Origin of the sequence: Sinanaerobacter sp. ZZT-01 (assembly GCF_035621135.1) — a bacterium.
Lineage (GTDB): Bacteria > Bacillota > Clostridia > Peptostreptococcales > Anaerovoracaceae > IOR16.
Genome location: NZ_CP141728.1, coordinates 2,119,026 through 2,134,284, shown reverse-complemented (window position 1 = coordinate 2,134,284; position 15,259 = coordinate 2,119,026). Strand labels below are relative to the sequence as shown.

Annotated in this window: 13 protein-coding genes; 1 reads left to right on the top strand and 12 read right to left on the bottom strand. The window is 38.1% G+C overall.

Annotated features, from left to right (window positions below):
* Positions 1-68 precede the first annotated feature (68 nt).
* The 8 genes from U5921_RS10205 to U5921_RS10170 form a co-directional block, all read right to left on the bottom strand.
* Positions 69-977 carry a LysR family transcriptional regulator gene (locus U5921_RS10205; RefSeq protein WP_324823021.1) on the bottom strand — a complete coding sequence of 303 codons (909 nt, stop codon included), beginning with the start codon at positions 975-977 and terminating at the stop codon, positions 69-71.
* A 231-nt stretch (positions 978-1,208) separates the two neighbouring features.
* Positions 1,209-2,153, bottom strand: coding sequence for a DUF1848 domain-containing protein (locus U5921_RS10200; protein ID WP_324823019.1), 945 nt, complete (start codon positions 2,151-2,153; stop codon positions 1,209-1,211).
* A gap of 93 nt (positions 2,154-2,246) precedes the next feature.
* Positions 2,247-3,014, bottom strand: a complete 768-nt coding sequence (locus U5921_RS10195) for a CPBP family intramembrane glutamic endopeptidase (protein ID WP_324823017.1) — start codon at positions 3,012-3,014, stop codon at positions 2,247-2,249.
* A 183-nt stretch (positions 3,015-3,197) separates the two neighbouring features.
* Entirely contained in the window at positions 3,198-5,246 is a 2,049-nt protein-coding gene (locus U5921_RS10190) for a hypothetical protein (RefSeq protein ID WP_324823015.1), read from the bottom strand.
* Between the two features lie 164 nt (positions 5,247-5,410).
* Complete coding sequence (locus U5921_RS10185; protein ID WP_324823013.1) at positions 5,411-6,409, bottom strand: hypothetical protein; 999 nt, start codon at positions 6,407-6,409, stop codon at positions 5,411-5,413.
* A 123-nt stretch (positions 6,410-6,532) separates the two neighbouring features.
* Complete coding sequence (hcp, locus tag U5921_RS10180; RefSeq protein ID WP_324823011.1) at positions 6,533-8,185, bottom strand: hydroxylamine reductase; 1,653 nt, start codon at positions 8,183-8,185, stop codon at positions 6,533-6,535.
* 293 nt (positions 8,186-8,478) lie between these two features.
* Positions 8,479-9,963 (bottom strand): flotillin family protein, encoded by a 1,485-nt coding sequence (locus tag U5921_RS10175; RefSeq protein WP_324823009.1) that lies wholly within the window; start codon positions 9,961-9,963, stop codon positions 8,479-8,481.
* Between the two features lie 25 nt (positions 9,964-9,988).
* The gene (locus U5921_RS10170; RefSeq protein ID WP_324823007.1) at positions 9,989-10,648 is read right to left on the bottom strand and encodes an NfeD-like protein; all 660 of its coding nucleotides are present in this window, start codon (positions 10,646-10,648) and stop codon (positions 9,989-9,991) included.
* A 275-nt stretch (positions 10,649-10,923) separates the two neighbouring features.
* Between U5921_RS10170 and U5921_RS10165 the strand changes: the two genes are divergently transcribed.
* Positions 10,924-11,442, top strand: a complete 519-nt coding sequence (locus U5921_RS10165) for a helix-turn-helix transcriptional regulator (RefSeq protein WP_324823005.1) — start codon at positions 10,924-10,926, stop codon at positions 11,440-11,442.
* 117 nt (positions 11,443-11,559) lie between these two features.
* On the opposite strand, the gene U5921_RS10160 is transcribed toward U5921_RS10165, so the two are convergent.
* The 4 genes from U5921_RS10160 to pyk all read right to left on the bottom strand — a co-directional run bounded on the left by U5921_RS10160 (position 11,560) and on the right by pyk (position 15,148).
* The gene (locus tag U5921_RS10160; protein WP_324823003.1) at positions 11,560-11,919 is read right to left on the bottom strand and encodes an arsenate reductase family protein; all 360 of its coding nucleotides are present in this window, start codon (positions 11,917-11,919) and stop codon (positions 11,560-11,562) included.
* A 74-nt stretch (positions 11,920-11,993) separates the two neighbouring features.
* The gene (locus U5921_RS10155; protein WP_324823001.1) at positions 11,994-12,548 is read right to left on the bottom strand and encodes a TIGR01440 family protein; all 555 of its coding nucleotides are present in this window, start codon (positions 12,546-12,548) and stop codon (positions 11,994-11,996) included.
* A gap of 59 nt (positions 12,549-12,607) precedes the next feature.
* Positions 12,608-13,696 (bottom strand): DUF2971 domain-containing protein, encoded by a 1,089-nt coding sequence (locus U5921_RS10150; protein WP_324822999.1) that lies wholly within the window; start codon positions 13,694-13,696, stop codon positions 12,608-12,610.
* Positions 13,697-13,720: 24 nt separating this feature from the next.
* A complete protein-coding gene (gene pyk, locus U5921_RS10145; RefSeq protein ID WP_324822997.1) occupies positions 13,721-15,148 on the bottom strand; it encodes a pyruvate kinase in 1,428 nt (475 codons plus the stop codon).
* Positions 15,149-15,259 lie beyond the last annotated feature (111 nt).

Genomic DNA, 15,259 nt, shown 5'->3' with positions numbered 1-15,259 from the left:
AAAAAAAAAAGCAGATGCACTTCTTCCTGTGTATCTGCTGATAAATTCATCTCCTATTTTAAGCTTTTTTATAATATCAACTCTTGATACTTAACCAACTCTTCCAAATATTTTTTGGCTTCCACGCTCAAAGGAAGACGTTTATGCTTGATATATCCAATATGCATCACTTCATCGGAATCCAGCTTAACTGCCTGATAATTGCTGCCGTTCAGTTCCTCACAGATGATTCCTGAGCACAAGGTATATCCGTTTAATCCAACCATTAAGTTTAGCATCGTTGCTCTGTCATTGGCCTTAATAATTCGTTTATATTCATAAGTACTTAATACTTCCTCTGCAAAATAAAAGGAATTATTATTTCCCTGCTCAAAAGATAGGCAAGGATATTCTTGCAGTTGCTCTATACGAATCACTTCTCTTCCCGCAAGGGGATGCCCTTTCCATATATATACATACGTGCTGCATGAAAACAGCTCGACAAACTCTAATGAATTTTCATGAAACAACTTTCTTAATACCTTTTCATTAAAAGCATCTAAATAGAGAATCCCTAGGTCACTTTTAAAATTTTTTACGTCATCAATTACATCGTATGTTTTGGTTTCATGTACCGCAAATTCGTATTCATCCATGTCAAACTGCTTCACCATCTCTACAAATGCTTTTACCGCAAAGGAATAGTGCTGTGTTGAAACGCTGAAATACTTTTTCCTGACTTTCTTTTCAATATACTGCTCTTCCATCAATTTGTATTGCTCTACTACCTGTCTGGCATAACCTAAAAATTCACTCCCCTCCGGCGTAATCGTAATGCCTCGATTTGTGCGCATAAAAATTTCAATACCGATTTCATCCTCTAATTCTTTAATCGTCCCCGATAAGCTCGGCTGTGAAATAAACAAGGACTTTGCCGCAAGGTTAATAGAGCCTTTATCTGCTATTTCTATGGCATATTTCATTTGCTGAAGCGTCATTTTTATTCCTTCTTTCCTCTCATTGTATCAAAGCCTTTCTTTTTGATATTCTTACCTTATTTTTATATTTATAACCTACTTACAATCGTTATTCATATTAAACAAGTGTGATTTATATGATATTATCTCTTGCCCTGCTTTCTGTCAAGTTTTTTCCTTAAGCGAAACCGATGGACTTCTTTTTGAAAATAAAAGAACGGTTCGACAAAGGGCTACTCTGTAAAACCATTCTTATACTAGAAAGTTGGATAAATTCATTTGATTGTCTATATAGGAAATCATCTTTCGATCCGTTATTCTATCTTCTGCTCCTAATTCGCCGAATAACAAAGGGGAATCCGTTTTGTGCAAGGAAATATTTTTTCTCACTATACTGTCACTAAAATTAGCATAGCAGTAACGGCATCCATGCTTACAGGTGTTATAGGCCCCTATATCAATGCTTTTTACACACCCGCAGGATTTTCTTTGATTTGGATCTTTTTCTATCCGGATCTTCTTTCCCCAAATTTGTGAAAGAAGTCGATCATCAATGCATCTGGAAGGAAATATATTATATTTTTCAAGGTTAAATGGTTCCGCACAGCTTTCCAAAATCAGTCCATATTGTGAAGCGATGCGGGAGAACTCAACCGCCATCTCCTCTATATCCGTTTTTGTAATCGGAAAAAGCCGCACCCCATGCAGATTTTTCTCCGTATTTTTATATTGATCCAAAAAACTTATGATACATTTATCGGTATAGGGCGATAGTTTTTGTGCCAGTTTATCGAACCATTTATAATGATATTCCTTTGTATATAAGTGACTTAATAAAATTGGATCATATCGCCAAATGACTCTCTGCCTCCCAATCTGTTTCGACAATGCGATAAAAGCCGCAACTAAATCTTTTTTTGTCGTGAGATACCTTTCTATTGTTTTATCATAAGACGTCAAGGTAAACTGAAAATAATATTGGTACTCTTGCAATTCTTTCAGTCTCCTCAACATCGGTATTGGGTTTTTGGTCCAAAAAACGATACAGTCAACTACGTCAGGAGATACATCGATTTTACTGATCTGGTGTGGATTCATCGGATTACGTACGAGTATGTATCCTTCTTTTATCCGATTGAAAAACCAATCTGTATAAAAGGCAGGAATGTCCGTTCTTCTGCTTGCACTAATAATCAAAATTCCACTCCTAACTTTAAGAACCTGTATGAGCTGTCAAAGCTCATTGATTCGATCCTGAACACCTAAGAAATCAGATAATTTCTTAGAAAATCAACAGTACTCCTCCGTTGTGTATCGATAGAGCTGTATTGACTTTACCAATCCCGTAATCGCTGCCAGCACGCAGAAAAGCATCAGCAAAATACAAATCCTCTTATCCATAGTACGCAGTGTTTCTAGCATCCATGGCTTGAACTGTAAAAGCAGGTTCCAAGTAAAATGAACCGCTATCGTCAGATATAGACTGCAATGCTTTATCATCAATACGCCAAACATGACTCCCACAAATATGGTCAACACATTTAGTATATTAAAATGAATTGCATAAAACAAGAGAGCCGACAACCATACTGCTTTTTTTACAGAGTATTTTTTCAAAAATCGTTGAAGAATCATTCCCCTGCAAATAAATTCCTCTGCAATTGGAGCAAGCACCGCCAAAACAAGAACTCTCTGCCACTCTATCTCAGCATACGCAATTTCACCATTCTGAAACAGCAAAGCCTCTAACAATATAATTGCTGCGGAAACACCTATAAATAAAAGCCATACAAAAAAGGTATCTTCCAACGCTTTTACCTGTATGCTGGCTGTCCATAACCGAAGGGAAATGTGCTCTTTTTTCAGTTTCCAAAAAATCCATGCAGAAGGAAGGATGTAAAACACCATGCCTGATAATAATACTGCAAATTCTCCTCCTTTTACACGTAAAAAGGCGGCACATACTATTGCCAAAAAATATATTCCTATTAATTGGGTTAATTTTATTTTTCCATAGTCAGCCTTTTGTTCATTTTCTTTCATTTTACAATCACTCATTTTAATTGATTTTCCTGCCCTCTTATTTCAGCTACAACAGCAAATGATCTTATAAAAACTATAATACACCCTGTTTTCATGACCTTATATACCTTTTTTCCTGTCCTATTATAGCAACGAATTATTAAGAAATTCTTTCTTTATTATAAAAAAAATGGCTGCACCACTTTTTCTTATCATTCATTAAAAGATATCCTCTAAAAGCACCTCCGGCACACCCGCCTTGTGCAGTCGAAACCGCTGTACTTTAGAAAGCGGTATTTTATAAGGGTGTTTTTCCCCGGGAAAAAGGCTCTCCGTATTCGGAAATTTTCTATCTGTAATCCGCTTATACAGTTCTTCCATAAATGGCAGCCACCCCTGCATTCCAGGCGCATCTTCTTCTAAAAAACGGTGCAGCAAATAGCTGTATCCATCTGCCAGATAAAAAATATTCAGTGCAAGGGAGAGGTCGCATCCCGCATCGTTTAATAAAGAACTCGGAAACGAAAAATCATGGTTCCAATTAAAGCAGTCAAGCTGTCGGCAATATTCTTTATATTCTTCATTATTAAAAAGCAGTTTTGCATCATTTTCATTATTCTTCAAACTCTCTTTTGCGCTTGCATCTTCACCATTTTCATTCTCTTGTTTCAACGAAGACACATATCCAAAGCGCCGTTTAAGAGCGCTTTCCGCATCATTACTCCCCCACTCAGCAGCGGTGCAATAAAACTCATAATCTTCTTCACACAGCGTCCCCTTTAAGTAAACCTCCCCTAAATCACACATTGCCGGTGAGTAGCCCTGTTCACCAGAAAACGTATAAAGTTCCATTGCTCTTTGCAGATTGGGCTTTACCCCCCAGCCAAACTGATAACATTCGCCTAATAAATACTGCGCTCCAGCGTGTTCTTGTTTCGCTGCTTTTTCAAGCCATTTTAGCCCTATTTTCTGTTTATTTTTCTGCTTACTCAAATAAAATAACAGGCCAAGGCTGTACTGACACTCCATATCTCCTTGTTCTGCACCCTTACGATAAAATTCAATCGCCTTTATTCCGTCTGGTTTTACGCCAAAGCCATATTGGTAACATCCTCCCAGCATATTGAATGCGCCTAAAAACCCTTTATCCGCAGCACTCTGATAAAGGATAACCGCTTGATTCAAGTCCTTTTTTACGCCATAACCATACTTGTAGCATTCTGCTAAGAGAAATTCCGCACGGGCATATCCCCGCTTTGCAGCCGAAGAAAACCAGCGAATGGCTTCTTCATTGTTTTCCTGAACTCCAATACCTCTGTAATATAAGTATCCCAAATTGCACTGAGCCGGCGCATAATCTTGTTCTGCGGACAAGCGGTATAATTCCTGTGCATTATGTAAGTCCGGTTCTGTTCCATAACCAAATTCATAGCATTTTCCCAAAAGACACTGAGCAGAAGCTTCTCTTTTCTGTGCTCCACGAAAAAGCCATCCAAAAGCCTCCGTATAACTCTGCTCCACCCCTTCCCCTCGCAGATATAAATAACCTAGTCGGCTTTGAGCCGGCGCAAAATCTTGTTCCGCTGCAAGACGATAAAGTTCAATCGCTTTTACTGTATCTTTTTCGACATGATAGCCATAATCAAAGCACTCTCCCAATAAAAACTGTGCACGAGGGTACTTCTGATTCGCCGCTTCTGAAAACCAATACACAGCTTCTGCTTCATCTTCCTCTATAGCTATCCCGTGATAATAGAAAAAGCCTAAGTTGCATTGTGCGGGAGCATAACCCTGTTCGGCTGACATCCGATAGAGCTGCATGGACTCTTGCTTATTCATTTCCACGCCTTTTCCCAGCTCCAAAAACCAGCCCAATACGCATTGTGCAATCGAAAAACCTTGTTTTGCCGATTCTCGGTACCACACTGCTGCCTGCTTATCATCTTTTTCTACGCCAAAACCATTTTCATAGCAGATACCTAAATAATAAGCTGCCACAGCGTGTTTTTGTTCAGCAGCACGCCGAAACCAATACAAAGCTCTCTTATAATCCTGTTTAACATACTCTCCTTTGTAATAACAAAATGCCAATTCATATTGTGCGTGTGAATCTTTTTTTTCTGCATCCTTTACGAGATTCTGTAAATGCTCCTTCTGTTGCTTCATTTCCGCTACTGCATCTGCAATCAGCCGAGGAACTAAAATAAAAGCAGCAACGGCACTATTTTGTTTGATTTCAATATTCTCAAGAATATTTTTATCTTCCATTATGTAAAAGCTCCTTTATCCTATCAATTTTAAAATTTATCCTGAGGATAAGATCAGTAGTAAACAACATATTTCAATTCATCATAAATGAAAGTGTATTCCTTTATTTAGTATAGCATAATGGTAATATTTTGTCAGTATTTCCCTTTTTAGCATAGATTCCCCTATCTTAAGGACTCGACTACAGAATCTCTGATGCAGCTTTCCGGATCGAGCTGTATTAAACTCCATTCTCCATCTTTTTTCATATATTGTGCGATTTCAATATCTGTTCCATTTGTCAATTCATAAAACTCCACAAAATATTCCTTCCCATCCGTGCCATTAAAATAAATTTTCTTTACGTAGCCGTCTTGCTGCGTCGAAAGTCTATCTGCAACCAAACCGCACCAATCTCCATATTTAATATCTACAACAGTCTCTGCATCATAAGCCCATCCATGATAAGGTGCACATAAGTAATTTTCACCAAATAAATCGAAGTTGGCAATCTTATATGCTTCTCCTTCTTTTATTAAGTCTAAAAAACCATAATAATAAGCAAAATAAGACGCTTCTTTTTCAGAGCCTTCAATCGTTTCAAGCTCTATAAAATAGCGGATATATTTCGATGGCTCATAGGTCGGAACCTCCTTCATTTTAATTAAGTTGATGTGCAGGATATTTTGAAAGGTCTCAACATATTTTTTATAGGATAAATTTTTCTGAGCATCTGCTGATAAAAATTGATATGCAATTGGATATGGAAGCATTGCATTCCCAATGGTACCGCACCCTGCCAATTTACCTTCTTCAGGATTTGCAGCCTCTCGTAAGATGCTGAAATAATTAAGAATGGCATCTTCTTGTGTTTTAAACAACTCTTCTGGCAGCTTGATTTCAGATGTCTCTTTTCCATAAAAATCATCCATAAAGGAAGTCTCAAAATATCTATCATTTAGGATTGGCAGTTTAGAAGGTCTGAAATATTTCTCATTCTCTCGTACATCTGCCTCTATTTTGTTGCTCTGCATTTTCTGCGCATTGCCTTCTTTTAATTGGTCATGTAAGTTACCGCCCATCACCATACATGCTCGATTTGCCTCATAATAATTCAATGGCAATATTGCTAAAATAAATAGAAAAAAAACAAATAAAAGCACTCCTCTTCTCTTTTCTAACACGATAAACCTTCCTTTCATTTACCAACATTAAAGCGATCACAATATAATATATAAGGCATCGTGCTATTTTAAAACAAATAAGGCACTTGCGATGCAAATGCCTTATTTGTTTCTTTCACTATTTTATTTTTCCGTTCCCAATATTGCTTTCAAATCTTGCTCCGGAGTCGAAATTGGTTTCAATCCAAATTGATCAACCAACACCTGCATTACATTTGGAGACAAGAAAGCAGGCAGTGTTGGTCCAAGCCGAATATCTTTAATTCCAAGAGCAAGCAGTGCAAGAAGAATTCCAACTGCTTTCTGCTCATACCAAGATAGAACCAAAGAAAGGGGCAATTCATTCACTTCACATTGAAAGGCTTCCGCTAATGCCACTGCCACCTTAATCGCCGAATAAGAATCACTGCATTGTCCGCAATCCAAAACCTTTGGAAAACCGGCAACTGTCCCTAGATCAAGCTTATTAAATCGGAATTTTCCGCAAGCCAAGGTTAAAATAATCGTATCATCCGGTGTTTTTTCTGCAAACTCTGTATAATAGTTTCTGCCAGGCCTTGCTCCATCACATCCTCCAATTAAGAAGAAATGTCTGATCGCTCCACCTTTTACTGCTTCCACAATTTCATTTGCATGACTTAATATTGCATGATGTGCAAACCCAATTGTAATTTTCTTTTCCGGTTCGTCTTCTTTCCAGCCGCCTAATTCCAATGCTTTATTAATGATGGGTGAGAAATCCTTTTTCCCCTCTCGTTCTTCAATATGAGGGCAGTCTGGCATTCCCACTATACTCGTTGTAAACAAGCGGTCTTTATAACTATCTCGTGGCTTTTGTACACAGTTTGTTGTCATTAGAATGCATCCAGGAATCCCGTCAAATTCTTCTTGCTGTTTTTGCCACGCGCCGCCGTAGTTTCCGATTAAATGTTTGTGCCTCTTTAATTCCGGATACGCATTGGCCGGAAGCATTTCACAGTGTGTGTAAATATTGATCCCTGTTCCTTCTGTCTGCTCCAGTAATTCTTTTAAATCTTTCAAATCGTGACCCGATACAATAATGAACGGCCCCTTTTTGTATGTGACTAATACCTCCGTCGGTTCTGGATTTCCATAAGCGTCAGTAACCGCAGAATCCAATAACTCCATACATTTAAGATTCGTGTTTCCCAGTTCCATATTAAGCTTTAATAAGTCTTCAACAGTCAGACTGTCATCAATCGTTCCTGCTAATCCCTTATAGAAAAAATGATTCACCTCATCATCAAATTTACCTAAAATATAAGCATGGTGTGCATACGCCGCCATTCCTTTAAAGGCGTAAATCAAAAGCTCTCTTAAGGAACGAATATCCATATCTAACTGCTGATTAGACATGATGCCAACCGTGTTTTGCTCTTCTTCCATCTCTTCAATTGTATTTGGAGCTTTATAATTTGCAGCTTCCGGTACATTTTCAAGATTCCCTGCATTTTGTTTCAGCTCTTCTTTTATTTCTTCTGCTTTTTTGATATATTCCAAGAATCTGCTTGGATCAAAATTTACATTTGTTAAAGTAGAAAACATGGTATCTACTACAAATTTATTGATTTCACTTCTTATTTTTAATCCTTTTTCTAAGTTTTTCTGTCCAAAATAGCCAATTCCTTTTAGTTCATGTATCAAAACATCCTGCAAATTGGCCACATCAGCACTTTTTCCGCAGACACCCGATTTGACACAGCCTTTTCCACCTAATGTCTGTTCGCATTGGTAGCAAAACATTTGACTCTCCATTTCAAATCCTCCTATATAAGTGTTTTCTTATTTATATAGCTTCTCAAACTCTGGAAAATCTATTCTTTTAATTCTCGATAAAAAAATCTTTATTTGTATAAACTGTAAAAGTATTAACCCCAGATTCTCTCTCTTTTTATTAGAGGAGATAAGTACCCTAATAAAAAACCTCCTGAATCACGTAATCCAATTACGTCAATCAGGAGGAAAGATTTTTATATACCCCATTTAATTTTGATGAACCAATTTTAACCGCTTATGACTTTATTTTGTCTTCCCCTGGTCAAGCTTTTTTATCTTGTTTCGCCACTCTCAGCGTCAGTTCTTTCAGCTACAGCTTCTGTATGAATAGATTCACCTTTTTCATCCATATATTCTGCTGTATCTTCGATTATATCTTCTGCTTTTTTCATCCCATCCAGCTCTTTACCTAGAATTTCCGGAAGTTCCATACCTGCCTGATGAAATAACTCATTCATCGGCGGAACGGATTTCAGCAAACCTGATAAAAAGTTGGCTGTTGAAGTTTTCCCCTGTTCACTGCCTCCATTACTGTCCCAAACAGTAATCTTATCAATTTTAATATTCTTAATTGCTTCAACTTGAATTTTAGTCAATTCTTCCAGCTTATCGGCAATAATCAGCTTAACAGCTGCATCTGCATCTTTTCCGGCTGCGTCAACCAGCAGTTTCATACCTTCTGCCTGTTTTGCAAGTATTTCTCTGGAACCTCGTGCTTCTGCTTCCAATTTAGCATAGATAGCATCCGCTTCACCGCGAGCTTTTCGTCTCATTACTTCCGCTTCTGCTTCCGCAGCAATCTCAGCCTGTTCTTTTGAAATCTGTGCTGCTACGATAACGTCGGCTGTCTGCGTTGCTTTTTCTAATTCTGCACGTGTATGTTCTGCTTCCTGTTGCGCGATGTAAGCTTCCTGCTTTGCCTTAGCAGCCTGAACCGCTTCTGCAGCCATAGCAATCTTCAATGCTTCTGCTTCCTTTTCTCTACGTCTTGCTTCTGACTGCGAAATCTCAACCTTTGCTGTATTTTCACCGTCTACTGCCGATGCATTCGCTGCAGCCACGCTGACACGCTGGTCTCTATGTGCATTCGCCTGACCAATTTCACCGTCTCTATTTTTCTCTGCAACGCTCTTCTTCGCATCATTGATTGCTTTTGCAGCAGCCTCTTTACCAAGTGCTTCGATATATCCAGATTCATCGTTAATATCGGTAACATTTACGTTGATTAGTCTTAAACCGATTTTCTTCAGCTCGATTTCTACATTGTTAGATACTGCAAGCAGGAATTTATCTCTGTCTGTATTAATCTCCTCAATTTCCATCGTAGCAATAACCAAACGAAGCTGTCCGAATATAATGTCTTTTGCAAGCTCCTGAATTTCTTTCAGTCCAAGCCCTAAAAGTCTTTCGGCTGCGTTTTGCATCACGCCTGATTCTGTCGAAATACCAACAGTGAATCTGGATGGCACATCAATACGGATATTTTGCTTTGAAAGAGCCTGTGTCAAATCCACACTAATTGAAATCGGTGTCAAATCCAAATACTGATAAGATTGCAAAACCGGGATAATAAATGCGGCGCCTCCATGAATGCACCTTGCACTTCTTACCTGGCCTTGCTTATCCGATCCAACTTTTCCATAAATAACCATTATCTTATCAGATGGACATTTCCGATATCTTGACAAAATAATAATAATGGTTGCCAATAAGATTACTGCAATAATGCATACTGCGACTAAAACTTGAATTCCCATAAAATTTCCTCCCTTTTTCCTTTACTTATTTATCTATTTCTACAATAAGGACACCGTTTCTTACATCGGTAATCCTCACCATTGTCCCTGTGGCAATTTGCTCTTTTTCAAATGTAATTGCATCGCATTCCGCATATCTTCCTTGTAAATAAAGAGTCACTTTCCCTTCTCCGGTTGATTCCGCCGGAATCGGTATGTACACTTTTCCATTCTCACCGATCGCATTATTCAGGTTCAAAGTACCGTTCTCAGTTAATTTTCCTGAAATATGAATCAGCTTTGCCACGGCGAACATAGAAACAAAGCCAAGCGCGACTCCCACGATGATACTGATCGCCGCTGGCGTACCCGCACCAATGGCTACAATGGAAGTCCAGCCCATTACCGTAAGGAATGTTACAATACCTTGAAGGGTAAACATACTCATAATGGAAAAATCCGCTGGATTTCCTCCATCGCCTAAAAAATCATCTCCTCCCAAATCGGAAGCATCTGAAAGATCACCGATATCGGATCCTCCGTTAAAGTCAATGCCGGATGTATCACTGAAGTCAACACCGGCTCCACCTTCAAATCCTCCCACTAGGGAAAGAATCGTTTGTATTACCATAATTAAAGTTGCTGGTATTGCAATACAGTATAATATTTTCAGTATTTCATCCAGTTCATTCCACCATTCCACCATATCGTTTCCTCCTCGATCCTTACTCAATCTTTATATAAACTTATACAAAATATTTTTTTCAAATAACTATTTTATATATTAACATAAATATCATGAATAATAAATAAATTTCAATCGTGCTAAGGGGTAAATCAAATTTACCATAATTATATATTCATTTATAATATCTGTCAATATCTATCCTGAAAATAATAATAGTCATTAAAAACATTGATTTATCGGATAATACCTGATAAAATTTAAGTAAATTACATTTACGTATTTAAGGTGATAGTATGAATTCCATTGAATTAGGTAAAAGAATAAAAGAAGCTAGAATTGCTAAAAAAATGACTCAAAGCGAGCTTGTCGGTGATTTTATTACGCGGAATATGTTAAGTCAAATAGAAAATGGCAGTGCAACACCATCAATCAAAACATTAGCCTATCTTTCTGATGTCCTCGAAGTACCGCTCAACGAGCTTATGCCAAGTCCAACCGAAAGTGCACTGTCTCAGCTTACTTCTGCAAAGAGACATCTTTCAGATGGTGAGAATCAAAAAGTCATTGAGATGGAAAACACTTTTCCGCCAGAGCTTTCCGATGAATTTTCTGCCTTGCTTTCCTACGCTTATCGGAATCTCGCAAAGAAAACGCTGGAAGCCGAGCAGTATTTAAAATCTGCACAGTTTGCTCAAAAAGCAATCGAATTTTCCGCCAAAGGGCTGTATGCAAACGATATGGTCAAATCTGAAAGTATCCTTCTTCTCAAGCAATCTACAGAAGAATATAATTCTATCTATAGTAATCTATAAGAACTCACCGCCTACATCGTAAAATTCTTCAGTTATTTGGCACAAAAAAACCTCCTGACATTGTTCCTTACACAAGCAGGAGGTTTTTATGATAAGACTCATCTCTATATGATTTAATTATTTTTTTAAAGCGGATGTCCAGTCTGCTTCTTTAAATCCAATCAATATCTTTTCGTTTCCTAGCAAAATAGGCCGTTTCACAAGCATCCCATCGGATGCCAAAAGCTGTAACTGTTCTTCTTCACTCATATTTGGCAGCTTATCCTTTAACGCAAGCTCTTTATATAATTTTCCGCTTGTGTTAAAAAATTTTTTCAGAGGCAGTCCGCTCATTTTATAAAATGCACTCATTTCCGACTGATTCGGATTTTGAAGCTTAATGTCCCTAAACTGATAGGAAATTCCATTTTCCTTCAACCATTTTTTTGCCTTAAGGCACGTCGTGCATTTCGGATAACATATAAACTGATATTCCATTTCCCCTTCTCCTTTTGGTTTTTATGAAGAAGAGCAGGCACAAAATGTGTCTGCTCTTCTTAAAAATTCTAATTTTATTTTAAGGATTCATCGTAATGTGCACGCTCTCCACCTACAAATTTCAGGCGGGTGCGAGCGCAGACTAAATGTGCTTCTCCGATTTTTTTCACATTGAGCCTTACCGGAACTGCAACCTTTTTCAAATGCATGCCAATCAGGGTATTTCCGATATCCATCCCTGCTTTCGCACAATGCATTTCTTCTACTGCTACCGGATCAGAAAAAGTCTTATATGCATTGGCAGAAAAAGCTCCTCCTGCTTTTGGTTGCGGGATTACATTTACAATCTCTAAATTATATTTCTCCGCAGCTTCCCGTTCAACAATCAAAGCTCGATTCAGATGTTCACAGCACTGTGTTGCTAAAAATAGCTTTTTTTCTTTTACAATCGGGTAAATCCCGTCAAATACCGCTTTTGCAATTTCCACACTGGAATCCGATCCAATCTTATGCCCGCCTACCTCACTGGAAGAACAGCCTACTACAAGGATGTCCTGTTCTTTAAGGTTTGCAATTTCTAACAATTCACACACCGCATCGTGTGCTTCTTTTATAATTTCTTCATACATTATATTCACCTCTTTTCTTTCCATCTTATCACAAAATAAGAGAGAGAAACAGATCGATTTTAAAAACGCAGCGGGATTTCCGAACGTTTAATCTGACTGTATTTTAAATCATAGCCATAAATACGCAGAAACTCGTGAACTCCATATTGCAGAACATCTCTCATTTCCATTCCATCATCTGTATGAATCTGTTCTTCTCTCAGACGATATTCAGTTACGTACTTTTCACAGAGAGGACTCATACAAACGCCTTTCACTCCGGACGGCTTGAAACCCAGTTTTACATAAGGTGTAAACATATTGTTTGTAAATCGAATTTTATAAAGTTTCTCCACACCAGGCTCTCTACAAGAGCAGTACTTCGTCAGCTTACTATTGGGAAGTGCTAGGATAATCCGGTATTCTCTTTCAATTGCAAAACATTCATGTTTAAAAAATATACTCAGCCAGCGAGCTGCCGTTTTGATTGCACCTAAAAGCAATTTTTTTTGACTCTCGTTTTGATCTGGATTTGCTTTGTCCTGCTCTTCAGCCATTATCCAAGCTTCGTTTAATTCGGATAAGAAGGAATAAATAATACGGATTTTAGTTTCTTCATCGTATATGATGCGTCCAAAAGATAAGCTCATATCTTCCCCATAAAAGTTTCGATTGCACCTTTCAAAGGAATTCACTAACTCCTGTTGGTCAAAGGTAATATTGTATCCACCGTCATTTTCATTTCCTTTTGTATAGTAATTCCAAAGATTTAAGGAGTCTTCTTCGTAAGAACAGGCAAGAACAAAATATCGTTGGAAATCCTTCTCTTCGCTCCCAAAAAACAGATAATCAAAATCATCATGTTCAAGTAAATCAATCAGGCAGCAATAAAATTCTTCATCCAAGCTTGGCCGCAGAGTCTTTACTGTTGATTGAAATACGGTAATGATATTCGCCATTTCAGTGCTGTCATTTAAAAAAGCAACGTCTGTCAAAAAAAATTGTTTATTACGAATAATATTATGAAATCCTTCTGCGGAAGTATAATGAAAAATTTGTTTTCCTTTCCCATCTTCTATTTCATTGCACAGCCTGCTTCGTGCACGGCAATAGCACTGCTGGATCTTTTCCTGCATGCGTGCTGTAAACTCTTCTTCCCGATACTGCATTCTTACCTCCAGAATATATTTCTTTTATATTTCTTTTCCAACCTCGTGAATCCGCATCATATTTGTATTTCCGCTTTGAAGCATCGGAATCCCTGCTGTGAGAATTACGGTATCACCTTCATGAATATATCCTTTTTCTACCGCCATCTTAATCGCTAGATCAAACATTTCCGTTTCGCTTTCTACCGGTGAAAGAACTAAAGGTTCGGCGCCCCAGCAAAGAGCAAGACGTCTCGCAACCTTGTCATTGCCTGCAAAAGCTAGAATCGGTGTTTCCGGGCGGAATTTTGCAACTACAAATGCCGTATATCCGGAAGTTGTCGGAGTCAGTATCGCACTGGCTTCTAATCCATGTGCACTTGTGCAGGTTGCATGGCCAATTGCATTCGTAATACTATAATCTCTCATCAATCTACGTTCATGCAGAATCTCCTCATAATTTAAGGCTTTTTCTGCTTCCTCTGCGATTCGCACCATCGTCTTTACTGTTTCAATCGGATATTTTCCGGAAGCAGTTTCTCCTGAAAGCATAATTGCATCTGTGCCATCTAAGATCGCATTTGCCACATCGGTCACCTCGGCTCTTGTCGGACGGGGATTCCGTACCATCGAATCCAGCATTTGTGTCGCAGTTACGACAATATTTCCTTCAAAATTGCAAGAGCGAATAATCTTCTTTTGGATCATGGGCACCTGCTCTTCCGGAATTTCAACACCCAAATCTCCTCTTGCAACCATGATTCCATCCGCACAGTTTATAATTTCATGAATGTTTTTTACGCCTTCTTTATTTTCTATCTTTGCAATAATTTTAATGTCTTCTGCATGATTTTCCGTTAAAATATCTTTTATGGACTGTACATCTGAAGCTTTCCGAATAAATGAAGCAGCGATATAATCAATCTCATTTTTGATTCCAAATCGAATATCATCCTCGTCCTTTTCGGTAATCGGAGGCAATTGAATCTTAACTCCCGGTATATTGATTCCCTTATTATCTTTAACAATTCCTGCATTGCGAACAATACAGTGAATATTTTCTTTTTCTACCCGTTCTACCTGCAAAGCGATCAAGCCATCATCAATTAAAATCGTATTTCCTTCCTTCACATCTTTAGAAAGATTCTTGTACGTAACGCTGCAAATATCTTGATTTCCTTCAACCTCTTTCGTCGTCAGGGTAAATTTCTGTCCTTCTTTCAGCAATACCTGTGATTCAGAGAATTTTCCGGTACGGATTTCAGGTCCTTTTGTATCAAGCAAAATTGCAACCGGCAATCCCAGCTCTTCTCGAACCTCTTTGATCAAATTTATCTTTTGTTGATGATCCTTATGATTTCCATGTGAAAAATTCAGTCTTGCTACATTCATTCCGGCAAGCATCAGCTGCCGCAAAATTTCTTTATTATCACTCGCAGGACCAATCGTACATATAATTTTTGTTTTCCTCATGATACAGTCTCCCTTTCGCCTTTTTTCTATCATAGCAGGTCTTTGTTATGATATTATAAAAGCCGTGTAAAGAAACAGCTTTATGAATTATCTTGTCCACTCTTTTTATTT